This window comes from Flagellimonas yonaguniensis, assembly GCF_029193885.1.
GTDB classification, from domain to species: Bacteria; Bacteroidota; Bacteroidia; order Flavobacteriales; family Flavobacteriaceae; genus Flagellimonas; species Flagellimonas yonaguniensis.
This window is the reverse complement of record NZ_JARFVB010000001.1, coordinates 734331-758505: the sequence shown is the minus strand read 5'-3', so window position 1 is coordinate 758505 and position 24175 is coordinate 734331. Positions and strand designations below refer to the sequence as shown.

Sequence of the window (24175 nt, the reverse complement as noted above, 5' to 3'; positions counted from 1 at the left end):
GGCCATGAAAAAAAGAATAAGTTTAATCGCAGCTCTAATGTTGGTTTTGGCATCATGTCAGAAAAAACAGGAACCCGTAGAAGTCTCCCCAGAGGAATTCCATGCATCTGTTGACAAGGTGGTGGAAATCATGATTCACGATATATTCTCGCCACCAGTGGCCAGTAGAATATTTGCATACTCCAACATTGCGGCATACGAAGTTGTAGCCAAGAAAAACGATGAATACAAATCCTTGGCAGGGCAGGTAACTGGTTTAAAAAACATTCCAGACCCTAAAAATAGTGAGAACATCAACTACGAAATGGCTGCCTTGATCGCCCACATGGACATCAGCAAAAGACTTATCTTCTCCGAAGAAAGGATGGAAAGCTTCCGCGACAGTCTATACACCATCTGGAAGGATAAAAATGAAACCGTTTTTATTGCCAGCAAGGAATACGGAACGGAAGTGGCCAACTTTGTTGGGGAATGGATGAACAAGGACAACTACAAGGAAACGCGTACCATGCCCAAATTCTCTGTGGATTCCGAAGACCCCTCTCGTTGGCAGCCCACTCCCCCTGCCTATATGAACGGTATAGAACCTCACTGGGAAAAAATACGTCCATTTGCCATTGACTCTGCGCAACAGTTCAAACCCATTCCACCACCAGAATTTTCCTTGGAGAAGGATTCCAAATTTTTCCAAGAAGTGATGGAAGTTTACGAAGTGAGAAAGAGTATGATCGGCAAAGGCGATAAGTCTGATGAAATAGCGATTGCCCAGTTTTGGGACTGCAACCCTTATGTTTCCGTAACCCGTGGCCACCTGATGTTCGCCACCAAGAAGATAACCCCAGGTGCACATTGGATCGGTATTACCAAAATAGCCGCTAGAAAAACAGATGCCGATTTTGCCAAAACTGTGTATGCCTATACCAAAACATCCATTGCGATTGCCGACGCTTTCATAAGCTGCTGGGACGAAAAATATAGAAGTAACCTCATTCGTCCGGAAACGGTCATCAATGAATATATCGACGATAGTTGGGAGCCTGTACTACAAACGCCCCCGTTCCCGGAATACACTAGCGGACACAGCGTAGTATCCGGTGCAGCGGCCATAGCGCTTACGGACATTTTTGGAGACAACTTTGCCTTTGATGATGATACTGAAGTAGCTTATGGCCTGCCCGTTCGTTCCTTTACTTCTTTCAACCAAGCCTCCGACGAGGCTGCATTAAGCCGAATGTATGGTGGCATCCATTACCGTGCGGCCATTGAGGTTGGAATCAAACAAGGTAGAGATCTTGGCAAATTTATAGTGGACAAATTGGATATGACAAAAGGCTAATCCGTATTTTTGCTCCTTAATTATGAGGAAGATTATTTCAATAATCCTTGCCATTGTGGTAGGGGCAGTTTTGTGGTACCTATTTTTAAAACCCCAGGATTATCAGGTCAATTTTAAGGCAAAAGCAATTCCTGGAACCATTTTTGAAACGGTAAAGGCATGGAACCATGGCTTTGATTCCGTAGTTCCTGTGGATTACATAAGTCCGAGCCATTTCAAACAAACCATTTTGGTAAACGATTCCGTTTACGTGTATGAATGGAAAATTGATCAGGTCCACGACTCCCTGTGTGAGGTTCAAGTAAACATCAAAGATGTTGACAATTCAATCAACAATAGGTTATCTGTACCTTTTTCAGATACCGATTTTGAGAAAGGTTCCCGAAAACGACTTTTGAATTTCAACAGTTTTCTGAACGAACATTTGGAAGGATTCAACTATTCGATTGAAGGAGAAGCTGAAATATTCTCTTCATTCTGTGCGTGCGTCCAAATAAAAACCACTCCCGAGAACAAAGCCAAGGGCATGATGGCCAACTATAACTTTCTGGATGGTGTTCTTGCTGATAACGGGGTTCAATTGAACGGGCCTCCATTCGTGGAAGTATTGGATTGGGATTTGGAGAACAATAGCCTTTCCTATAATTTTTGCAACCCCATAATCCGTTCCGAAAAACTTCCAAACCACCCAGACATTGAGTACAAACGCATTTTCAGTAAAAATGCCATAAAGGCTGTTTACCACGGAAATTATATTACATCCGACCGTGCTTGGTATGCGATAATCGATTATGCCAAGAAGAACGACATACCCATTGAGAAAAAACCTATCGAAGTGTTCTTTAACAATCCTCATGTAGGTGGAAATGAACTGGAATGGACCACAGAGATATTCATGCCCATAAAAGAGACCCATGAATAAACTCGCCCTTGTTTTTCTGCTAGTTATGGCACAGGCTTGTGCCCAGAAAACCTACACGGGCAACTTGGACCAGTTGGGTAAGTTTCCTTCCAAACTTAAAGAAGTATCAGGATTGGAAGTTACGCCGAATGGTAATATATGGGTAATTGAAGATAGCGGCAACAAAGGGCAAATTTATAAGGTCGATAAAGACGGGAATATCAAAAAATCACTAAAGATTGACCATGCCAAAAACAGGGATTGGGAAGATTTGACCGTGGATACAGAAGGGAATCTATACATTGGTGATTTTGGTAACAACAAAAATGCCCGTGAGGATTTGGTCATCTACAAAGTGCCCCATGATGAAATGGGCAAAAAAGAGCCCAATGCCTATAAAATCGAATTCACATATCCGCAACAAAAAGATTTCCCGCCCAAAAAAGACAGCCTGTATTTTGATACCGAAGGCTTTTTCCACCTCAATGACCACCTATACATCTTCACAAAAAACCGTACCAGGCCTTATTCTGGAAAAACCTTGATATATCGCGTACCGGACAAGGAAGGGGAATACGAAGCTGAGTTCTTGGGGGCTTTATTCCTCTGTGGAGACCAAGACCATTGTTCCGTAACAAGTGTCGACATTTCCCCTGATGGCAAAACCATTGCCTTATTGAGTTACGGCTTTGCTTTTTTACTTACGGATTTCAGCACTCCCGACTTTACCAAATCATCCATCAAGATTATTGACCTACAAACGGGCACACAGATTGAATCTATTTGCTTTTATAATAACAATACACTTCTGATTGCAGATGAAGAGAACAATCACGGAGGCCGAAAACTTTACGAGTTGAAACTGGATTAGAATCCGAAGCCGAGCCCAAAGGCAAAGCGTACCCCATCCACACTATTGAACAATCCAAAATTGGCGGAAAGCACATCTGCACCGTTCAGGAAGAACCCTCCTCCATAGGAGTTGTGCCATGTATCGGAATCCTCCCCAGGGTACCAGACACGACCATAATCGAACCCTCCATAAATTCCAGGGGTAACCGGCATTAATCCTGTTTTTACACCTCTAAAGCTATATCTAAGGTCCGTGTTTTGAAAATAGGCCGTTTTCCCTGCAAATCTTTGAAAGCGGAAACCTCTCAGCCCATTATTACCTCCAATACTGGCCGCTTGATAGAATTCATAGCCATTGCCAATGATAAAATGTCCTTTGAACTTAGTAGCAAGTACCAATCTGCCATCTGCTGTAAGTTTATGGTCCAAAGAAAATGATGGAACAACATATCCAAATGACCTTGACGATTCGTCGAGATTGGTTTTAAAACCACCTTCTAAACCGAATGCCATTCCCAAAGTGGGAAAGGCTTCGTTATCGGTATTGGAATAGCTGTATTCGCCATCGACCCCGAAAAAACTCAAATGGTTTTCTTCGCCGTTCTCCAGATAAAATTCATTGATGAACCTGTTTTCTGTTTCCTCAATCTCAATATTCTCATAGGCGACTCCCAATCTTACCTTAGACCCAAAAAAGCCTCGCCATACCAATGAAGGGGCAAACTTCAAGGTACGGATGCGAACTCGGTTATAGTCCAACCCCAAGGGTTCTTCGTCATCATTGTTGACCGTTTCGTTCCCAAAACCAAAAAAGTTTTGGGTAAAATTAGGACTAGTGAACCTCGCATGCAGTTCCAAATTCACTCTATTGAAAACATGGGCGAATTCCCCTCGGTACCCCAAATCAAAACCATCCGTAGCAAAATAATAGGCAGCATTTACCGTATGCTGTTGCGTGAATGGATTTTTTCTAAAACCGTTAAACGTATACGTATTTGTCAATCCGATTCGGACACCATCATCTGGATTGAACCCGATGGTGGGCAATATTTGATTGTTGCTTCCCTTTATATTTAAAAACTCGTAAGTGTTGGTGTTGTAATCATTAACCAACCTGATTTTTCCTCCATAAGCCTCATCCAAAGTGTTTTTCTTGGTTTTAAAATCATACATCAACAACTTTTTGGAATCTTTCGATGTTTTGTAAACATCATTGTTCTGGCCTCCAGCAATACGTACTTTTATTTTGGATGTTGCCGTATTGGCTTCAAAAACATCATCATCGTCCAGACCATAGATCCAAATTTCTTTGGTATGGTCAGGACTATATACCTTATTGAAAAATAAATCCGTGTATTCCCCTCCTTTGATTCGATACGCCCTTACCTCAACATGACCATTCGGAAGTGAAACTATATTGAAATAATCGTCCTTGTCCGTTCCAGTGATCACACTGTATTTGTTCAGCACGGCATAATATTCCCGTGCTGTCTCAACCAAATTTTCCTTTCGGGCCAAAAGTATGTTCTTGATCTCGGTCACGGTTTCGTCCCTTACCTCTTTCGGAAAGGCCAAAAATGCCTCATCAATGATGTCCCCGTTCAGATTTTGTTGGATAAACTCAGCCTGATCGACCCACATTTGCATATCGGTTTCAGATAATAGCGCCATATCCAATGCAAAGGTCCGTGGTGATGATGTCAGTCCTTTCACACTTCTGACTTTTTCGTGAAAACCTTCAAAAATACGGAGGGCAGGAACTGCTCTTGATCCAAAATTCATGATGAGACCATCGCCCCAGCGGGAAAACACCTGATCTCTATCTCGCGCAATGGGCTTGTAAACCTTGTTCCCATTCTGCATTTCAAATTCGGCCCATCGCCATTGGTCTACGTGCCTGTCCCAATCCCCAATCAAAATATCGAACAAACGGGCCTTTACATATTCTTTTTGATCAATACTGTACTCCTCATCTTCACGAAGTTTCTCCATAAGGTCATACGTACTTTCAATTTTCTTGGTGTACCCGAAGCTTTCCAGATTATCGTGATCATCGGAAACATGTTCCTCGATCATATACAATCCATTGCCGAATTCTTTGCTGTAATCGCCCAAAACGGATTGCTTTGGCACATAGTAGAGTTTAGGGTTGGTATGGTACATCCCAAGGGCATCGGAAAGTCTATCAATGGTAAAGGGCGCATACGGATGTGCTCCTGTGTATAGGTCCAACAACAATTTTTCGGTGTAGGTGTCCTCGAATTTTCCAATAATGTACTGTTCCTGAAAAGCAATCGCCTGGAGGTATCGTTCCGCGCTTTTCCGCATGCCCCTCATCACGTATTCCCTACCGTCCTTATCGGCCAACCGCAACGAGTTGGATTGATTCCCTCCACCTTTGCGAACGACCGTCAATCCACCAAATAGTGTATCGAGCAGTACTGTGGGTGCTTTTACCTTGGTTCCATAATATTTTCTGTATCGCTCTCCCCACAACAATTTATGAAAACCGCTTTTGTCGATTTCCTCTGGTTCATAAATGGATGCCATTTTATATGGAGGAAAATCATCGGACAATTCCAACTTTTTATTGGGCCTGTTAGGCGGCAGCACTTCTGTTTGATACAATAGCACCGTTGAATTGGCATCAGCACCAAAGAAATCCACCTGCGAAGATCCATCAGTATATACCTTTAGAATGGCATACCCGTTTCTTCCCGTGGAAAATTTACTTCCGTTCAGCAGTCGGGTGGAACCCGTTTTTGCCCCTGAACCACTAACAATTTGCGGCTTCCCAAACTCCTCGATGTACTGAAGGGTGTGTTCGTGACCTGATGCGAAAATTATTTTGTCCGAATACTGGGAAAGGGTCACAATCCGGTTCTTGAGTTCATTGTACCTTTTGTTGGACAAATCCTCCGAAGTGGCGCCCGAGGTTTTCCTCAGCAGATTGATGGCTGAACCTAAAATGGGCATGGGAACTTTGCCACCATTGGGATAGATGCCCTGTTTGAAAGAAAATTGACCCCCGTGCGAGCCATAGGAAAACATGGGATGGTGCATGGCAAAAATGATTGTTTTATCCCTGTTCTTTTTGATAATACTCTCCAATTCCTCAAAAAAGCGACTTCTGGTCTTGATTTCACACTCGTCGTTCATGGTAGGATGCTTGTCCCAATTTACGATGTACCATTCCGTATCAATGGCAACGACCATGACCTTGTCGCTAATCTCTATTTCCTCAATGGGGCAGCCATTTTCGGGCTGAAAGGCATCGTTATTGCCCAACACATCCTCCACGTATTCCTCTTCCCGTTTAAGACCTTTAAGGCCATCGGCATACCAGTCGTGATTGCCCGGAATAAAAAGTTTTTGTCCTTTGAAATTCTCCAACGTGGTCAATTGTGCGTTCAAATAATGCTGGGAACGTTCATAGGCCTCCAAATCATCGTCTTTGTCCACAAATCCAGCAGGATAAATGTTGTCTCCTAAAAAAATCGCGGTACTATTAGCATCGGCTTGGTCCAACACTTTTTTAAAGGCTTTCAATGTTGGATTTAAATCGCCCATGGGGGATTTACCTGCATCACCAATCAAATAAAAGGTGTGTTCAACCTCTTTTTCCTGTATGTTGGCATGCGCAGAAAAAGGCTCCGCATATTTGGTCTCATAGGTTGCACAACCTATGGCCGAGACCATCAAAAAGAGTAGGAAGTAATGTTTCTTCATATACATGAGGTTGATTCCAAAATTTTGTAATTTGGATGTCTTAATTAGGAACTATGTCGGAAATTGTTGAAAAAACTAAACACTTTGTTTCTGAACTATTAACGGAAGAGCTCGACCCAAGGTTCTTGTATCACAACTTGCGACATACCCAAAGAGTAGTCAAAAGTACTAAAGAATTGCTCAATTATTACAACCTTGATGCCGTTGAAAACGAAAGGTTATTGTTGGCTGCTTGGTTGCATGACGTTGGACACACAAAAGGTTGGGAAGACCACGAAGAGAGCAGTTGCGCAATAGCCAAGGATTTTTTGGGTAAGAACGGCTACGATCCCGAAGGGATTGAACAGGTATGTTCTTTGATCATGGTTACCAAAATGTGCAACGAGCCTTCCAACCTTATGGAGGGAATCATCCGGGATGCCGACATATCCCATTTTGCCCAAAAAAGCTACTGGGAAACCACCGATTTCCTAAAAGAAGAGCTCAAAGCCCTAGGGGTAGCCGATTATTCGGCCAAGGAGTGGCGCGACAAAAACATTAAAATGTTCCGTACAAAGCATCACTTTTATACGGATTATGCTAAAGAAAATTGGGAAGAGGGCAAACAGCAGAATTTAAAAAAGCTCCTTAAGGAGAAAAAGGCCGAGAAAAAGATTGCCAAAAAAGAGGCTTTAAAAGCAAAATATAAAAGTGAGAGCCCGGACAGAAGCGTCCAAACTTTGTATCGGGTTACTTTGAGGAATCACCTTAAGCTGAGTGATATTGCCGATACCAAAGCAAATATATTGCTATCGGTAAACGCCATCATCATCTCCTTGGTACTGGCCAACTTACTTACCAAATTGGACAACCCCTCCAACTCCTACATGATCTATCCCACCTTGATTTTGATTTTGTTCAGTGTTGCCTCCATGGTCTTGTCCGTTTTGGCAACAAGGCCTAATATTACAAGTGGTAAATTCACTAGGGAAGATGTGGAAAAGAGAAGGGTCAATCTCTTGTTCTTTGGTAATTTTCACCAAATGGGCTTGGAAGAATACCAATCAGCAGTGGAAGAACTGGTAAAGGATAAGGATTACGTGTATTCCTCCCTTACCAAAGACCTATATTACTTGGGGATTGTTCTGAACAGAAAATATAAGATACTGCGTATTACCTACAACATTTTTATGTTGGGCATTATAATTTCGGTAATCGCTTTTGGAATTGCCTTCCGTTTCTTTGGTCCCGAACGATTGGTTTTTTGATTTAAGCGCTCAACTCCTCCATCAGATCATCGTAGGTGTAGGTACGCTCAGATTTCTTGTCCTTTTGATAAAGAATCTCGGCCCTGATAGCTTTCAGCCCAGATACACCTTGAACGCCTTCCAGTTCCACAATTTCGATATTGTTGGTGAAATATCCTTTAGCCTTGAGGAAACTGATGTATCGCATATACTCTTTTTCATCCTTGCGTTGGGAGTACACAATGGCCAATTTACCCTTTTGGGTAAGTCGCTCGTTGGTCCCCTTGATGAATGATTTATCGATACGTTTTTTAATGACCTCATATCTGGCATTGTAGGTTCCGTCCACATCAAAACGCTTCTCGTCCATTCTAAATCTGATGGCCAAAGAAGTGCTGTATACCAAAACCAATGATGCCACATCCAATTTTACGGACAAATGGGGCTTAAGGCTATAGTATTTGTTCTCCATTTCGCACATTACCTGAAGCTGCCACAACCTCAAGTTGCTCAAGAACAGTTCGCTAAACTCACGGTCCTTTGTAATGGAGCTTCCAATGTACATATTGTGCTCTACACCATCGGTTTTGTAGCGTTCAAAATAATGCGGGAACATTTCCTGTGCCTCCTCCTGTCTTTTATCAAGCAGAGCGGCAAGCTTCATGTTGGCCTCCATAACGCTATTGTCGTAATTTCTACGATGATCATAATAGCTTTCGGTGGCCTTATCTATTTTTTGATTGTATTTTTCGAGCAATCCGGCAATTTCTTCATCTTCTTTTTGAAGGTGACTGAAAACAGGATCCACTTCTTCCTTCACAAAATCAAAAACAGCTTGTTCAGTATGTGTGAACAATGCCTCTTTTACCTCGCTCAAATAATTATTGACCCTGAACATCAACTCCTCATAAATGGGGAGTTTATATTTTTTAAAGGCGATTTCGAGAACATCATTGATCTCTGAAAGTTGAATCATTAAATCCCTTTGGATGGCCAAGTTTCGTTCTTTTGCCGAATCCTTGATATCAATCTGACCATACAAGGGGTATACATCCTTGAAAACGACTTCTTTGAACACAGGTTCGTTCCCGGCCAACTCGTCCTTCATAAAACGTTTGGCCTCTTCTTGGAACTTCCAATAAACGGATGGATGCACTGAGGTACACTCATGCTGGATCACAGCATCTATTAAATTCTCTTCTTCCTCAATGGTTCGCATCACTGCAGCGATAATGTATGGCATCACATCATCCAACTTGTTCGCATTAACGCTATTGAGCTCATTTATCTTGCCCGATACCAGTTCGAGAACCCCCAATAGGTTTCCGTTAACAGCAATAGGGGCCAAAATAGCACTCTTAATACCCTGCTCCATCAAACTTTTGTAGGGTTGGGTCTTCCCATTCGACCCTTCAAAATATTTTTCCACATTGGAGATGGCGAAGTACTTGTTCTCCTTGAACAATTTTCCATGGGTATGGTTGCAGAACATGGAATCACATTCCTCCATATCCTTACCATTCAGGATATAACTTTCCATCCCCTTACCATATATTTTAAAGAAGTGATTGGCATCGGAGTCATATCCAGAGAAACCAACTTTGATATCGTTCAGGTTAAAGAACGACCTAAAGGTGTCCTCAAAACTTTCCATAAAGGTCTCTTTGCCTCTTTGGGCACGACCGATCAAGGTTGATTTGATTTCCGATACGGAATGCTCCGAAGTTACATCGAACATGTTGGAAATAACAAAGCCTTTGGCAACAAAGCTATTTGGCGGAATCTTCTCCTTCCAAATATCCAAATCGTAGAAATTGTCCAACAACTCGTCCACATCATCTTGGGTAAGTTCCCTCGCCTTTTCGGTAGGGATGATTTCCATAAAATCCGCATTGTACAAAATACGGTACCTGCGCATTACCCCGTTGGTATCTGGAATATCGTAAAAGAAAGGACGTTTAAAATCCAATTTATAACCGTAATAAAACTGAAGGATAACGGCACATCGCATTATGTAGCCAAACTCCCTGGGGATATTGGTTATCGCCAAGTCAAAATCCTCGCCTGCATCTTTTAATATCTGACGAAACCGCTCTGAAGAATTGAACACCAGATTCTCAAAAGGAGTCGATGCCGTTTTAATCTCGTTTTTCGTCAAAATTGGAGAAAAGGAATCCTCCAAAATCACACGAATCACATCCTTGTGCTTATCCAACAAGGACAAATCGGTAAAACCATCCCTTAATACTGGGTACGGGGCCTGCGTATCCAATACATATTTTGCCCTTTCGGCAATGTGTGGATTGGAACTTCCCAATTGTTCATCGTAATGTTCCAACAATTTATTGAAACTTACCAACTGAACCAAAGGGCTCTCCGAATTGAGGTCATGCTTCATACCCAAATTAGTCGTGGTTTTGAAGGCAAAGTTACAAAAAGTAAAAATGCATTCCTTTTAATGGATATCTTTATTGACGAATTACCTTTTTTAAGGATATTTAGCAAAAACTTTTACATGTCCTCTTCGACCCGATTAGACAGAGCTTACAAAAACGCCATAACGATTCCGTTCGATGAGGATTCCAAATTCATTTTTTTTAGTGACTGTCACCGTGGCGATAACAGTTTTGCCGATGATTTTGCCAACAATCGGAACATCTACTTCCATGCACTCAACCATTACTATCGGGAGGGCTTTACCTATATTGAACTTGGAGACGGGGACGAACTTTGGGAAAACATCGGTTTTGAGTCCATTTTTGAGGCGCATAAAAATGTGTACCAACTACTACGAAGGTTCCATTTGGAAAAACGGTTGCACATGCTCTGGGGCAATCACGATATGGTGTACCGTGACCCCAATTATGTGGATGAACATCTTTCTCATTATTTTGAACCCATCGATGGTTCTGACAAAGAACTTTTTGAGGATATTACCTACCACGAAGCACTTGTTTTAAAGCATTCGGACACAGGACAGGAGATTTTCTGTGTTCATGGCCACCAAGCTGATTGGTGGAACTACGTATGTTGGCGGATTGGCAGATTTTTGGTTCGAGTTTTATGGAAGCCGCTACAGGTGGTCGGTATTGCCGACCCTACAAGTCCTGCCAAAAATTACAAGGAGCTCATCCGTATCGAAAAAAGAATCAAACGATGGATATTGAAAAAAGACTTGCTCGTTACCTTGGCCGGGCATACGCATAGACCGCGCTTTCCCGAGCCAGGCCAAATTCCTTTTTTTAATGATGGTAGTTGTGTCCACCCAAGAAGCATCACAGGTATCGAGATTGAAAAAGGTCTCATATCCCTTATCAAATGGCATATTGACACCAAACCCGATGGTACTCTCCAAATTGTACGGGTATTATTGGAGGGCCCGGAGAAACTTCAGGATTACATCGACCACTAAACTCGTTTCGCCATGGTCTTGATAGCATCCACAAACTGATCCAACTCCTCCGTTGTGGTAAATACATTAGGTGTGATTCGGCATCCATGCACGTTTTCGAAATCTATGGCCACCGTCCATACGTTGAACTCATCCAACAAGGTTTTGGCCATTTCGCTCGGCTTCATGTTTGTGAGCCCCACATTGGCAATTCCACAACTCCTGTGCGGTTCAATCGGAGTATTGATGACCACATTTTCCACGTTCCGCAATTGATCGCTCCAATAACGCTGTAAATAGCGCATGCGGTCTTCCTTACGTTCCATACCTATCATTTCAAGATAATCCACGGAATCGGTTATGGTCAGATCGGTATGCACGGGATGGGTTCCCGTATGGTTCAGCCTCCGTATTTTGGTCTTATCCTTTTCATGCTCGGCCAATAAGGGCCATATCTTGGGAATATTCTTTTCGGCCACATAAAGCATCCCCGCCCCTAAAGGGGCACAAAGCCATTTGTGCAAACTGGATCCATAGTAATCACAGTCCAACTCGGCCAAGTCAACCTTTATGTGTCCCACACAATGGGCACCGTCCACCATTACCTCAACACCGTGCGAATGCGCCATATCACATATTTTTCGAATGGGCAGAATTTGACCCGTGACATTCACCATATGGCATACCATCAACATTCTGGTTTTGGGTGAGATCTGTGATTCGTAGAGCGATACGATTTCTTCATCCGATTTGGGGTGATTGGGCAAGGACACTTTTTTGCAGACAATTCCGTAACGATCTTCCATTTGATGAAAATGTACTTGCATAGCTCCATAATCCTGAACGGCGAAAACGGCTTCATCCCCTTTTTCCCAAGGGAAACCACCAATGATCGTATCCAAGGATTCCGTGGTATTTCGGGTTATCACCAATTCCTTCTCCGAACAATTGACCAATTCGGCCACACGGGCCGCTGCCTTTTTCTTATTGTCCCATTGCACGGTACGCATATAATAAGAGCCTTCATAATTTACGTGCGCTACGTGCTCCATATATTTGTTCAGAATGGGAGTGGGAACAATGTTGTAGTACCCGCTTTCCAAATTGATGTAATCGGGTTTCAACCTATAATCTTCCCGTATTCGTTCCCAAAATGCCTCGCTGTCCCTATCCGGATATGGTGCTACGGTTTTTGAAGAATTCTCAAGGGTAAACGGCAATAAAGGGGCGGCCATGGCGGCGTTGCCCATATAGCGAAGGAACTGTCTCTTTTTCATTTTGGTCGGGTTGATTAAAAAAAGATTGGTAATTTTCGATTTTACTTTGTCTCCAAGATACAATTTACTCCCTTAACATGGATGATGTAAAGGTTATATTTGATCAAATCCCGATTCGGCACGACCTTTCGTCGCACATTATGCTATTGGGCATAGTCCAAGGGTTTTTTCTGGCCTTTGTCATTTTTTTAAGGGCAAAGCGGAAATCGGCCATCAATCTGTTCGGATGGTCACTTTTAGTGCAATGCTTGGTTTTTTTGGATGTATACCTCTGCTACACGGGACTCATGAAATATATGATCCACTTCAACGATTCCACAGAGTTTTTGGTACTATTGATCACACCAACACTTTATTTTTTCCTGTACACCTTATTGGAATGAAAGCCTATTACTTTTAAAAAGTTCTGGCCCCATTTTGTGCTTCCCCTGCTCTACGTGATTTCCCAATTTAATTATTACATGAGTCCGGTTGAAGTTAAACTCAATGCCTATTTGAGTGCATACCACCGAAATCTAGGTTTTGTGGATGTGCCCGACGGTATTGATTTTTCCTATCACTATATCAAAGACCAATTTAGGTGGCTCGTGTTGTTCAGTTTTGCCTTTTATCTCATTTTATCCCTATTGCTGGTCATAAAAACCAGAAAAAAAGGGTGGACCTCTTCCAAAAACATCAAAGTGGACAAGTACATTTTCTCCAGAAACACGGTTGTTTTCTTTTTTGTGCTGATGCTGACCCTACTTTTCATTTACCTGAATTATGATGATGACGGTGGAGATCATATCATTGGCATGATGCAGACCGTTACCATCTTTTTCACATCATTCTTTATTCTTTCGGAATCACGCTTTTTTGAAAAATCATGGATTGCGGACAAATACGAGACCCTTGCCGGTAATTCCATTCAATTTGAAACCATTGAAAGTTTTATCTCCGAATCCCAGTATTATTCCCAACAGGAAATCAGTCTAAAAAAAGTGGCTGAGCAGTTAGGCACCAATGGCAATACCGTTTCCAAACTCATCAATTCCGAAACCGGGACCAATTTCAATGACTATATCAACCAGAAACGCATTGCTTTGGCACAAAAAAGATTGTTGGATGATGAATTCAAACAGCTAACTGTGGAAGCCATTGGTCAATCGGTCGGATTCAGTTCAAAATCAGCCTTTTACAATGCATTTAAGAAGCATACTGGGCAATCCCCCTCCGCATTTATGAAACAAAAAAAAGTGTAATTTCTCCATAATTGCAATTCTGGACGTTTCCCGAACCAAAAAACAACCTTATTACACCGGCACTTTTCATCTTTGGAAAAAATTTTTAAGATGAAGACCACTATTAGGCGTTACGATTTGGATTGGCTCCGTGTAATTGTATTTGGGCTACTTATTTTTTATCACGTAGGAATGTTTTTTGTGCCCTGGGGCTGGCACCTCAAAAACAATGTGATTTACGACTGGCTTCGTTGGCCCATGTTGTTCCTGAACCAATGGCGCTTGCCCATACTTTTTGTGATTTCGGGCATGGGAACCTATTATGCTTTGGGCAAGAGAAGTATGGGCCGATTTGTGTGGGAACGCTTCCTTCGTTTGGGGATTCCCTTGGTAGCAGGTATGATCTTGATTGTACCCCCACAAGTATATTTTGAACGTTTGGTAGAAGGACAATTTTCAGGTTCATATTGGGAATATTTTACCACGATTGCATTTGATGGAGTCTACCCCGAAGGCAATCTCAGCTGGCATCATCTTTGGTTTTTGCCATATCTTTTGACTTTTTCATGGGTCTTGGCCCCATTATTTGTTTATCTGAGGAGTCATCAAACCCGTTTTATCGAGTGGATCAAACGCTTGATTCAAAAAACCTGGGGAATCTATGCATTTGTGATTCCGCTCTACTTTGTAGAATCACTGATCGAACCTTTTTTTCCAGTGACCCACGCCTTGGTCGATGATTGGTTCAATTTCATATTCAGCATTATCCTTTTCTTTTATGGTTTTATATTGATAGCCACGGGAGATGTATTTTGGCAAACGGTCTCCAAAGTGAAGCAAAAAGCACTTGCATTGGGCATCATTGGATTTTCAGGTCAATTGATTATTTGGTTATTTTTTGAAGATAGCTATGTCATTCATTTTACTGAAGCTTTTTTGAAAGTGGTCAATCTTTGGTCCTGGATATTGGTGCTCTTTGCCTATGCGGCCCAATACCTCAACAAGCCCAGTAAAGGTTTGGCCTATGCGAACAGGGCGGTTTACCCCTTCTATATTTTACACCAGACGGTCACTATTTCAATTGCCTACTATTTGATGGACTTGAGTTGGGGCTTTGTGCCAAAAGCATTCATCTTGGTTTTGGGCACATTTGGCATCAGCTGGTTGATCTATGACTTGGTTATTTTACGCATTCCCGTACTGCATCCGCTTTTTGGACTAAAACCAAAGAGAAAGAAAAGTATGTAGATTATCGATTTAACTCATATTTATAATACTGATGGCAAGGTATTTGCTAAATTTATAATTGGATTATGACCCATCTTGCCATGAAAAAGAAAATTTATATTGTTTGGGGAGCTGTTCTTTTTGCATTGCCCATGTTCGCCCAGGGTGATATGCCCACAACCCGACCGTTGAAGATTGGCGAGAAAAACAATCTCGATGTAAAGGCAAGTAATCAGGGAACTTTGCTTCGCATGCCTTCTGTGCTCGATGAAAACCTTATCTCCAAAAATCAAGAACCCGGTGTTAAAATGTTACCGGACCGGGAACTATTACAGGCCGGTCACGATATGGTCATCGACCCTAAAGTGAAGGAAAAAAGGGAAAAAGGAGCCAACGAACATTTTGGCGACCAATATTTAGGCGATTTTAAAACTACCGCCAAGTTTGTGGGCATTGTGGCCCGAGACCACGAATATGTGGATGGTGACCGCATCAAAATCTATGTGAACGGAGAAGTCGTGGAATACAACCTACTTTTATCCGGGTCCTTTAAAGGCATTAACTTGGATTTGGTAAAAGGCTTTAACCGTGTGGAATTCGAAGCCCTCAACCAAGGTTCTTCTGGCCCAAATACAGCACAGGTTGTGGTAACTGATGATAAAGGCGTAGTCATCCACAACAACCGCTGGAATTTGTCCACAGGTTCCAAAGCCAGCCTCATTATTGTTAAGGAAGAGGATAGCGAACTAGAAAAAAGCAACTAAATTCATACTCAGTACTTCTCTCCTGGCGAATAGGTCACTTCCGCTCGTTTTAGCACATCTTTCTTGTAATATGCAGCATCTTTGAATTCCATATCGGCGTAGCGTTGCGCTTGATTATTAAAATGTGGTGATCCAGGGTCTCCGCTCTGACCACCCGCCAACATGGTTTTTGCTTTTACCTTATCCCCAAATTCCACAGCAGCTACAAAACTGTTGCCCCGTGTACCATAAATCTTTTTGGTATTGTTGGAATAACGAGCTCCATAAGCAGCCAAGGCACCCCATCTTCCACTGGCAAATCCAATGGGAATACTTGGTTTATCATCATTAAAAGCTTGACGAATGTCCCCATTTAAACGCTGGTAGCGATTGACCTCGCCCCACGGCATTTTCCAAATACCGAAATCGGACTCCAATCTCTCCATAGTTTCCTTTAGGAAACTTAATTTTTTTTGATCGTCCCAAGCATCCCCCCAATATTCCACCCACTGCATGGAATACATACCTTCTGGCCTTTCGGCTTTGGAATAACACAAGGTGCCGTAATAGTGAGCCAAAGTCATGGCAATGGACTCCTCTGAAGTGGTATAATCCCAATTGCGTAACACTTCGATAGCCTCTCCCAATTCAGGATTTGGGTTTTCATCATACGCCTTCACCAATCCAGGAATCAATGCCTTAAAGGCTGGCAAATAAGGGTCATGGGCCATTTCAATAAGGCCATCCAAAGTATATCCGCTTCGACCCGTCAACAGCCCAATGGCATGGACACCTCTAAAATTTTCTTGGTCCCTCGACATATATTTGGGGTAATTTTCACGCTTTGGGCTGAACTCCAATGCAGAAGTATAGGGTGTGGAGTTACAGTTTTGAATCCATCCGTTTTCCGGGTTCAGCACCAAAATATTCTCATCCACGGTATGCAGTCCCTGCCAATCGGTTTTGGGATCGCTGCCGTCCACTGGCTCGGTATAATCAAAAATGGTATCGCGTTTGGGAACAAAATTCCCATGGAAATAGGCAATGTTCCCTTCTGCATCGGCATAAACGGTATTGTTGGATGAATTGGTTCGGATATCCATCATCTCCCTAAAACCGTCATAGCCGTCTTGTTTGGTTCGGATATAGGATTGCTCCAATGCCTTTACGGGTTCCCACATCATGGCGGAAGCCGTCCATTGATCATCCACCTGATGGGTAATGGGTCCGTGATGCGTTCTGTACATCGGGAATGTCTTCTGCTTCATACTTTCCCCATCCTTATAGGTTAAGGTCACCGAACTGGAATCCACAGGTCGTAATTCCTCTCCATACTGATAAAACAGTTTTCCATTATTTTTAACGATGGTCTCCTTGAACTCATCCATCACATCGGTGTAGGTCGAAGTATGCATCCAACCCGTTTTCTCATTGAATCCCTGATACACAAAAAACTGACCCCAAGTCACAGCACCATAGGCATTCAACCCTTCTTCGCTTACCACATGAACCTCCCCCCTAAAATAAAATGAAGTATGGGGGTTGATCAAAAGCATCGCATTACCAGATTCCGTCAAGTTCCCAGAAATAGCAATACCATTGGAGCCTTGAGGTTCGGCCATTTCTTCCTCTTTTTTGAGTTGAAGCGCTTCCATCTCGGGCAATTCCATGCCACTTTCGTAAAAACTTTTGATTTTTCGAGTGGATATGCGCTCGATATCCCCCCCGATAGACCCTTCACTGAAATACATCGGCATCCAAGGCTCAAAATGGGTCAATAATTTGGGTTCGACCTCTGGATGGGTGTACAGGTAATAATTGATTCCATCGGCAAAGGCATCACAGAGTTCCCTTAGCCATTCAGGACTGTTTTCATAATTAGCCTTGGCCTCTTCTTCCGTCATAAAAAGTTTGGCACGTAAATCACTGTACAAGGCACCCTCCCCCTCAACTTCGGCCAAACGCCCTGTGGCCCACATATAATTTTGTTCCACACGGTTAAAGTCATCCTCACATTGTGCATAAAGCAATCCAAATACTGCATCCGCATCCGTTTTTCCATAAATATGGGGTACACCAAAATCGTCTCGTATAATGGTAATGTTTTCAGCTTGTGCTTCCCATCGTTCCACCTCGGTTTGTGGGTTTTCTGAACAGGAAATAAACAAAAAAAGCGTTGCAAGGATTGTAATTCTCATATCGGGGATGGTTTAGTTAGTTTTTGTGAAAATACGGTAAATCGGAAACAATTACCAACTTCCGCTGGCACCACCGCCACCAGAACTACCACCTCCTCCAGAAAAGCTACTGGACGAACCACTGCTAGATCCAGAACCAAAGGAGTTCGTTCCCGAAGAAGAAAAGGTTTTGCTCATATAATCCTTATCGGATTTAAAAAATGACAGTTTCACATCTTCATCCCCTTTGTCCTTCATTTTCTTGAACACCAACACAATAGTGAGGACCATAAAGGCCACAACCACAAATAAAACCCATGTAAAATCTTTGACCAGTCCGCTCAACTCATCATCAAAACCAAGCAATAGTGACATGAAAAAAACCGGCATCCCCATAAAGACCAATCCAAAAACCAAAGGAAACATCATAAAAGAAGCCATAAAAACACCACGAATCACAGCCAGTTTACCAATGAACACCCCACGGAATATCTCAATCAAGGTAGTATAGCCTTTGTAAAAAATAAATCCGCCAGCAGCAACGAACATCATCAAGAACAAACCTATGATTCCCAACAGCCACCATGGCATTCTACTTTCGGATTCTATTTCCGCTTTGAATTCTTCCAAAGCATCGGGATTGTTCAAAAATTCAATGATCTGGTTCGTGGCAGCGTCCAATCCACCAAAATAATCTTCCTCCTTGAACCTTGGGATCATCGTATCCCTAATGATGCGTGAAGCAACGGCATCGGTAATGTAGGGTTCCAGACCATAGCCTACCTCAATCCGAACTTCCCTGTCCAGTTTCGAGAAAAGAATCAGAATCCCGTTGTCCTTGCCTTCTTGTCCCAGCCTATTTTGGTTGAAAACTTCCAAAGCGTATTCCTCAATGGTTTCGTTCCCCAGTTCATCAATGGTCAAAATCACCAATTGATTGGTGGTCTCCGATTCCAAACGGTATAGTTTGGTGCGAAGACCTTCAAGTTGTGGTTGCGAAAAAATCCGGGCATTGTCAGTAACGATTTCGGTCAACTTTGGATACTCTTGCTGTGCCGTGCACAACCAGCATATCAAAAACAAAAAACCGACCCATCCCGCTTTTAGCATACCTGTTTTTATAATTCAAGCACTTAAATATAGTGTTTGTAATCTTTTCGTGTTCCAAACCAACCAATTCTACATCCTTTTAATTTGCCGTAAATTGCAGGCTCTTTCTATAAATTGTTATGCCCGATAAAAAAGTAAGCATCCTTACCGCATTTAAAACCATTATTTGGCCCAAACGGAAACTCGTTTTTTTGGGACTTTTATTGATTGCCATCAGCAAAGCGGCAAGTTTTGTTGCACCCATTGCCTCCAAATATCTGATTGATGACGTTATCGTAAAAAAGGATATGGATATGCTGAAGTACTTGGTCGCTGGTGTTATGCTAGCGATTCTAGTGCAAGCCGTCACTTCGTTTTTACTGACCAAAATTTTAAGCGTTCAGGCGCAATACCTGATTTCTGAGCTACGGGCACAGGTACAGAAAAAAGTATTGGCATTGCCCGTTCGTTTTTTTGACAATGCCAAATCAGGAGCTTTGGTATCCAGAATCATGTCGGATGTCGAAGGGGTTCGCAACCTCATCGGAACCGGTTTGGTACAATTGGTGGGTGGCATCATTACAGCGGTGGTTTCCCTGATATTGCTGATGGAAATCAGCGTATTCATGACGCTTTTTACTTTTATCCCATTGACTGTTTTTGCCATCATTGCACTCAAAGCCTTTAAAATCATCCGTCCCATTTTCAGGAATCGCGGAAAAATCAATGCCGAAGTAAAAGGTAGATTGACAGAAACCTTGGGAGGCATACGCGTGATCAAAGGTTTCAATGCCGAGCGGCAGGAGGAAGAAGTTTTTGAAGTAGGTGTGGAACGCCTTTATCAAAATGTAAAAAAGAGTTTGACGACCACCGCTTTCATGACGAGTTCCTCTACATTTTTGCTGGGTGTGGCGACCACAAGCGTTATGGGATTTGGTGGCTATAAAATTATCCATGACACCCTTACCGTAGGTGAATTTGTGGAATTTACAGTATTGTTGGGCCTTATGATCGCCCCTATCGTTCAAATGAGCAGCGTGGGAAGTCAATTGACAGAAGCCTTGGCCGGTCTGGATAGAACAGAGGAATTGATGAACTTGGAAGAAGAATCCGATGAGGAAAACCGTACCATTATTTTGGACAAAGTTGTGGGTCGCATGTCATTTTCCGATGTTTCCTTTTCTTATGAAGAAGATAAAGAGGTACTGCACAATATCAGTTTTGATGTGGAACCTGGGCAGGTTGTTGCCTTGGTCGGCAGTTCGGGTTCGGGAAAATCCACTATTGCAGGTTTGGCCGCCAGTTTTTTAAACCCTGATTCAGGAACCATTACCATCGACGGAGAAGACCTCTCCAAGGTTAATTTGAAAAGCTTTCGTAAACATCTTGGCGTTGTGCTGCAAGATGACTTCTTGTTCGAGGGCACTATCAGAGAAAACATACTTTTTCCAAGACCTGATGCCAGCGAAGAACAATTATTAGAAGCGGTACAAGCTGCCTATGTGGATGAATTCACGGACCGATTTGACAAAGGCTTGGATACCTTGATCGGGGAGCGTGGCGTAAAACTCTCAGGAGGTCAACGTCAACGAATTGCCATTGCACGAGCTATTTTGGCAGACCCTAAAATCTTGATTTTGGACGAGGCCACTTCAAGTTTGGACACGGAATCCGAAGCGCTGATTCAGAAAAGTTTGGGCGAACTGACCAAAGGCAGGACCACTTTTGTCATTGCGCACCGACTGAGCACCATCCGAAAAGCGGACCAAATTTTAGTGATTGAAAACGGCCATATCTTGGAACAGGGCACCCACGAAAAATTGATAGCTTCCGAAGGAAGATATTTCAATTTGTTTACCTATCAGGCTAGAATTTAAGCTTCTTCTGGAGCCAGTTCCACTTCCAGTCCGTCCAAATCTTCGGTAATATGGATTTGGCAACCCAAACGGCTGTTGTCTTTTACGAAAAATGCTTCGGCCAACATGGCTTCTTCGTCATCCGACTTTTCAGGAAGTTGATGGTCTGACTGCACATAGCATTGACAAGAGGCGCACATCGCCATTCCACCACAAATTCCTATGGTTCCCTCTGGAGCAAGTTCATAGGATCGCACAACCTCCATAAGGTTCATGTTCATATCGGTAGGGGCATCAACCTCATGTGAAACGCCTTCTCGGTCGGTTATCTTTAGCTTTATATCACTCATAATCTTTCTAGGGACACCCCTAAAAGTCCCCTCAAGGGGACATTTATACTTAATAATTAATCTATTGCCTTAACCACAGCCTTCGGCGCTTCTTTTTTACTTCCGTCAAATCCTGTTACTCCGCCAACAGTAGTGTATTTCATCACATATTTTTTATCGGGGAATATCTTTTGATAGGCACTTTGGCACATCAACGTAGCTTCGTGGAACCCGCAAAGAATCAATTTCAGCTTCCCTGGATAGGTATTGACATCTCCAATGGCGTAGATTCCTGGAATATTGGTCTGGTAATCGTAGGTATTGTCCACCTTGATGGCATTTTTCTCTATTTCGAGTCCCCAATTGGCAATCGGGCCCAATTTGGGCGACAATCCGAACAATGGAATAAAGTTATCGACTTCCACATCGGTTTCTTCAGAAGTGGAGGTGTTCTTGACAGTTACTTTCTCCAATTGGTCTTCGCCTTTTAGCGCAACTACCTCAGCGGGCGTTATCAAATTGATCTTGCCCTCATTCTTGAGCTGCTGTACTTTCTCCACCGAATCCAAAGCACCCCTGAATTCATTTCTACGGTGCACCAAGGTCACTTCCTTGGCAACATCTGCCAAAAAGATGGACCAATCCAAAGCGGAATCACCGCCACCAGCAATCAACACTTTTTTATCTCGATAGATTTCTGGCTCTTTGATCATATAGGCCACTCCATTGTCCTCGTATTTTCCCAAATTCTCCAATAATGGTTTTCTGGGCTCAAAACTTCCCAGACCACCAGCAATGGCCACCACGGGAGCATGATGTTTGGTCCCTTTATTGGTGGTTACGATAAATGACCCATCGTCCAATTTTTCAATGGTCTCGGCACGTTCGCCCAAGGTAAAACCTGGCTGGAACGGTTTTATCTGTTCCATGAGGTTATCCACCAAATCGCCCGCCAATACTTCGGGATATCCGGGAATATCATAAATGGGTTTCTTCGGATATATTTCGGAACATTGACCACCTGCTTGTGGCAATGCATCGATCAGATGACATTTGAGCTGCAAAAGGCCTGCTTCAAAAACAGCGAAGAGACCCGTAGGTCCCGCTCCAATTATCAAAATATCTGTTTTGATCATATACTTAAGGTTTTGGCACGCAACTTACTGCTTGCCCAAAAAAAGATTCATGATTTAAATCAGTTAGGAGATATTGACAACCTCTTCGATTTGGGGAGCGTACTTTTTAATGGTCATTTCCACCCCACTCTTCAAGGTCATTTGGTTGACACTGCATCCAATGCAGTTCCCTTCCAAACGTACCGTTACGGTATTGTCTTCGATGGAGATCAAGGTAATGTCTCCTCCGTCGCTCTGCAAAAACGGACGTATTTCTTCCAGTGCCTTTTCCACATTGCTTCTTGTTTCTTCTGATGTCATTGTTGTCATGCTCATTTCTTTTTAACAGCGGAACAACCAGCCATTGTTGTGATTTTTATTGCTTCGGTCGGGGGAAGGTCAGTATTTCTTCTTACCAACTCCTGAACCACACTCTTTGTAAGCTCTTCGAAGGCTTCCTCGGTAGGGGTCGCTGTCTGCAAAGCAGCTGGCCTTCCTACGTCACCTGCCTCCCTGATGCTCTGTACCAACGGAATTTGTCCCAAAAATGGAACTCCCAAATCCTCTGATAGGTTTTTTGCTCCGTTCTCTCCAAAAATATAATACTTGTTATCCGGTAGCTCCGCAGGTGTAAAATACGCCATATTCTCCACGATTCCCAATACAGGCACATTAATGGCCTCTTGCTGGAACATAGCGACTCCCTTTCGGGCGTCGGCCAAAGCGATTTCCTGTGGCGTACTTACCACTACCGCACCTGTTACGGGCAGGGATTGCATAATGCTCAAATGAATGTCCCCGGTCCCGGGCGGGAGGTCCAACAACAGGAAATCCAATTCTCCCCAATGTGCATCAAAAATCATTTGGTTCAATGCCTTTGCGGCCATGGGGCCCCTCCAAATCACAGCTTGGTTAGGCTCAGTAAAAAATCCAATGGAAAGCAATTTGACCCCGTAGTTTTCGATGGGTTTCATCTTGGCCTTACCTTCTACGTTGATGGACAAAGGTTTTTCCGTGGCCACGTCGAACATTATGGGCATGGACGGACCATAGATGTCCGTATCCAACAATCCCACTTTAAAGCCCATCTTGGCCAAGGTCACGGCCAAGTTCGCCGTAACGGTAGATTTACCAACACCACCTTTACCTGAAGCAACGGCTATGATATTTTGAATTCCTGGAATCGGGTTCCCTTTTATTTGGTTTACCTTAGGCTTTTCGGGAGCATCAACCTTGAGGTTGACTTTTATTTTTGCTTTTTCATATACCTCTCTATGGATACACTTCAATATTTCCACCTCGGTCTTCTTCTTTGCTTGAAGACTTGGGTTTTTTATTGTAACATCCACTTCAACCTCATCACCGAAAACCTGAACATTGGTCACTGCACCACTTTCTACCAAGTTTTGGCCTTCACCGGGTGCGGAGATTTTTTCCAATGCCTTAAGAATATCTGTCTTTTTCAACTTCATGAATCAAATTTTTTAAACCAATAGTTTGAACTGGTTCTAAACTACAAAGATACGGTGTTGGCGTTAGATTAAGAAGTTGTACTGTTGAATTTCAGAAAAATCACATTTTGGATTAAGGAGAATGGAATAAACAGCTTTAACCAACACAAAACAGAGGGCTTTTTTGCACTCCTTTTTTTGAAAAAAATGTAGCTTAGAAGCTGCTATTTGAAACCATCGACCAATATGCTGCCAA

At 42.8% G+C, this 24175-nt stretch carries 19 protein-coding genes; 10 read left to right on the top strand and 9 right to left on the bottom strand.

What is annotated here, in order from left to right; genetic code table 11:
• The first annotated feature begins 4 nt into the window (after positions 1-4).
• From PY092_RS03425 to PY092_RS03415, 3 genes are read left to right on the top strand one after another with little or no spacing between them, the layout of a single operon-like run.
• Positions 5-1336, top strand: a complete 1332-nt coding sequence (locus PY092_RS03425) for a vanadium-dependent haloperoxidase (RefSeq protein WP_275614451.1) — start codon at positions 5-7, stop codon at positions 1334-1336.
• Positions 1337-1358: 22 nt separating this feature from the next.
• Positions 1359-2258: a GyrI-like domain-containing protein gene (locus tag PY092_RS03420; RefSeq protein ID WP_275614450.1), complete on the top strand. Its 900-nt coding sequence runs from the start codon at positions 1359-1361 to the stop codon at positions 2256-2258.
• Positions 2251-3108 (top strand): NHL repeat-containing protein, encoded by an 858-nt coding sequence (locus tag PY092_RS03415; RefSeq protein WP_275614449.1) that lies wholly within the window; start codon positions 2251-2253, stop codon positions 3106-3108. The genes PY092_RS03420 and PY092_RS03415 overlap by 8 nt, the downstream gene beginning before the upstream one ends.
• On the opposite strand, the gene PY092_RS03410 is transcribed toward PY092_RS03415, so the two are convergent.
• A complete protein-coding gene (locus PY092_RS03410; protein ID WP_313790200.1) occupies positions 3105-6818 on the bottom strand; it encodes a metallophosphoesterase in 3714 nt (1237 codons plus the stop codon). The genes PY092_RS03415 and PY092_RS03410 overlap by 4 nt on opposite strands.
• Positions 6819-6871: 53 nt before the next feature.
• Here PY092_RS03410 and PY092_RS03405 point away from each other — a divergent pair, with 53 nt between their 5' ends.
• Positions 6872-8065 (top strand): Pycsar system effector family protein, encoded by a 1194-nt coding sequence (locus PY092_RS03405; protein WP_275614447.1) that lies wholly within the window; start codon positions 6872-6874, stop codon positions 8063-8065.
• 1 nt (position 8066) lies between these two features.
• Here the strand turns inward: PY092_RS03405 and PY092_RS03400 are convergent, their stop codons facing one another.
• Positions 8067-10442: a GAF domain-containing protein gene (locus tag PY092_RS03400; protein WP_275614446.1), complete on the bottom strand. Its 2376-nt coding sequence runs from the start codon at positions 10440-10442 to the stop codon at positions 8067-8069.
• A 117-nt stretch (positions 10443-10559) separates the two neighbouring features.
• Here PY092_RS03400 and PY092_RS03395 point away from each other — a divergent pair, with 117 nt between their 5' ends.
• On the top strand, positions 10560-11456 hold the full coding sequence (locus tag PY092_RS03395; RefSeq protein WP_275614445.1) for a metallophosphoesterase: 897 nt from the start codon (positions 10560-10562) through the stop codon (positions 11454-11456).
• Here the strand turns inward: PY092_RS03395 and PY092_RS03390 are convergent.
• Positions 11453-12712 (bottom strand): aminotransferase class V-fold PLP-dependent enzyme, encoded by a 1260-nt coding sequence (locus PY092_RS03390; protein ID WP_275614444.1) that lies wholly within the window; start codon positions 12710-12712, stop codon positions 11453-11455. The two genes, PY092_RS03395 and PY092_RS03390, sit on opposite strands and share 4 nt — an antisense overlap.
• A gap of 77 nt (positions 12713-12789) precedes the next feature.
• On the opposite strand from PY092_RS03390, the gene PY092_RS03385 reads away from it, so the two are divergent.
• The 4 genes from PY092_RS03385 (at position 12790) to PY092_RS03370 (ending at position 15923) form a co-directional block, all read left to right on the top strand.
• Entirely contained in the window at positions 12790-13095 is a 306-nt protein-coding gene (locus PY092_RS03385; protein WP_275614443.1) for a hypothetical protein, read from the top strand.
• A gap of 78 nt (positions 13096-13173) precedes the next feature.
• Positions 13174-13953, top strand: a complete 780-nt coding sequence (locus PY092_RS03380; protein WP_275614442.1) for a helix-turn-helix domain-containing protein — start codon at positions 13174-13176, stop codon at positions 13951-13953.
• Positions 13954-14043: 90 nt separating this feature from the next.
• Complete coding sequence (locus PY092_RS03375) at positions 14044-15180, top strand: acyltransferase family protein (protein WP_275614441.1); 1137 nt, start codon at positions 14044-14046, stop codon at positions 15178-15180.
• 80 nt (positions 15181-15260) lie between these two features.
• Positions 15261-15923, top strand: coding sequence for a hypothetical protein (locus tag PY092_RS03370; RefSeq protein ID WP_275614440.1), 663 nt, complete (start codon positions 15261-15263; stop codon positions 15921-15923).
• Positions 15924-15931: 8 nt separating this feature from the next.
• Here PY092_RS03370 and PY092_RS03365 read toward each other — a convergent pair whose 3' ends face one another.
• Both PY092_RS03365 and PY092_RS03360 read right to left on the bottom strand, forming a co-directional pair.
• A complete protein-coding gene (locus PY092_RS03365) occupies positions 15932-18100 on the bottom strand; it encodes an acylase (protein ID WP_275614439.1) in 2169 nt (722 codons plus the stop codon).
• Between the two features lie 51 nt (positions 18101-18151).
• Positions 18152-19189, bottom strand: coding sequence for a TPM domain-containing protein (locus tag PY092_RS03360; protein WP_275614438.1), 1038 nt, complete (start codon positions 19187-19189; stop codon positions 18152-18154).
• Positions 19190-19308: 119 nt separating this feature from the next.
• On the opposite strand from PY092_RS03360, the gene PY092_RS03355 reads away from it, so the two are divergent.
• Positions 19309-21045 (top strand): ABC transporter ATP-binding protein, encoded by a 1737-nt coding sequence (locus PY092_RS03355; protein ID WP_275614437.1) that lies wholly within the window; start codon positions 19309-19311, stop codon positions 21043-21045.
• Here PY092_RS03355 and PY092_RS03350 read toward each other — a convergent pair.
• The 4 genes from PY092_RS03350 to PY092_RS03335 form a co-directional block, all read right to left on the bottom strand.
• Positions 21042-21374 (bottom strand): 2Fe-2S iron-sulfur cluster-binding family protein, encoded by a 333-nt coding sequence (locus tag PY092_RS03350; protein WP_275614436.1) that lies wholly within the window; start codon positions 21372-21374, stop codon positions 21042-21044. The genes PY092_RS03355 and PY092_RS03350 overlap by 4 nt on opposite strands.
• A gap of 56 nt (positions 21375-21430) precedes the next feature.
• Positions 21431-22489, bottom strand: a complete 1059-nt coding sequence (locus PY092_RS03345) for an NAD(P)/FAD-dependent oxidoreductase (RefSeq protein WP_275614435.1) — start codon at positions 22487-22489, stop codon at positions 21431-21433.
• A gap of 63 nt (positions 22490-22552) precedes the next feature.
• Positions 22553-22789: a NifU family protein gene (locus PY092_RS03340; RefSeq protein ID WP_275614634.1), complete on the bottom strand. Its 237-nt coding sequence runs from the start codon at positions 22787-22789 to the stop codon at positions 22553-22555.
• Between the two features lie 11 nt (positions 22790-22800).
• Positions 22801-23940, bottom strand: a complete 1140-nt coding sequence (locus PY092_RS03335; protein ID WP_275614434.1) for an Mrp/NBP35 family ATP-binding protein — start codon at positions 23938-23940, stop codon at positions 22801-22803.
• Between the last annotated feature and the right edge of the window lie 235 nt (positions 23941-24175).

Bases quoted from the DNA above. Each gene is read 5' to 3' on its own strand.
- PY092_RS03425 (WP_275614451.1), top strand. From the start codon at position 5: ATGAAAAAAAGAATAAGTTTAATCGCAGCTCTAATGTTGGTTTTGGCA.
- PY092_RS03420 (WP_275614450.1), top strand. From the start codon at position 1,359: ATGAGGAAGATTATTTCAATAATCCTTGCCATTGTGGTAGGGGCAGTT.
- PY092_RS03415 (WP_275614449.1), top strand. From the start codon at position 2,251: ATGAATAAACTCGCCCTTGTTTTTCTGCTAGTTATGGCACAGGCTTGT.
- PY092_RS03410 (WP_313790200.1), bottom strand. From the start codon at position 6,818: ATGAAGAAACATTACTTCCTACTCTTTTTGATGGTCTCGGCCATAGGT.
- PY092_RS03405 (WP_275614447.1), top strand. From the start codon at position 6,872: ATGTCGGAAATTGTTGAAAAAACTAAACACTTTGTTTCTGAACTATTA.
- PY092_RS03400 (WP_275614446.1), bottom strand. From the start codon at position 10,442: ATGAAGCATGACCTCAATTCGGAGAGCCCTTTGGTTCAGTTGGTAAGT.
- PY092_RS03395 (WP_275614445.1), top strand. From the start codon at position 10,560: ATGTCCTCTTCGACCCGATTAGACAGAGCTTACAAAAACGCCATAACG.
- PY092_RS03390 (WP_275614444.1), bottom strand. From the start codon at position 12,712: ATGAAAAAGAGACAGTTCCTTCGCTATATGGGCAACGCCGCCATGGCC.
- PY092_RS03385 (WP_275614443.1), top strand. From the start codon at position 12,790: ATGGATGATGTAAAGGTTATATTTGATCAAATCCCGATTCGGCACGAC.
- PY092_RS03380 (WP_275614442.1), top strand. From the start codon at position 13,174: ATGAGTCCGGTTGAAGTTAAACTCAATGCCTATTTGAGTGCATACCAC.
- PY092_RS03375 (WP_275614441.1), top strand. From the start codon at position 14,044: ATGAAGACCACTATTAGGCGTTACGATTTGGATTGGCTCCGTGTAATT.
- PY092_RS03370 (WP_275614440.1), top strand. From the start codon at position 15,261: ATGAAAAAGAAAATTTATATTGTTTGGGGAGCTGTTCTTTTTGCATTG.
- PY092_RS03365 (WP_275614439.1), bottom strand. From the start codon at position 18,100: ATGAGAATTACAATCCTTGCAACGCTTTTTTTGTTTATTTCCTGTTCA.
- PY092_RS03360 (WP_275614438.1), bottom strand. From the start codon at position 19,189: ATGCTAAAAGCGGGATGGGTCGGTTTTTTGTTTTTGATATGCTGGTTG.
- PY092_RS03355 (WP_275614437.1), top strand. From the start codon at position 19,309: ATGCCCGATAAAAAAGTAAGCATCCTTACCGCATTTAAAACCATTATT.
- PY092_RS03350 (WP_275614436.1), bottom strand. From the start codon at position 21,374: ATGAGTGATATAAAGCTAAAGATAACCGACCGAGAAGGCGTTTCACAT.
- PY092_RS03345 (WP_275614435.1), bottom strand. From the start codon at position 22,489: ATGATCAAAACAGATATTTTGATAATTGGAGCGGGACCTACGGGTCTC.
- PY092_RS03340 (WP_275614634.1), bottom strand. From the start codon at position 22,789: ATGACATCAGAAGAAACAAGAAGCAATGTGGAAAAGGCACTGGAAGAA.
- PY092_RS03335 (WP_275614434.1), bottom strand. From the start codon at position 23,940: ATGAAGTTGAAAAAGACAGATATTCTTAAGGCATTGGAAAAAATCTCC.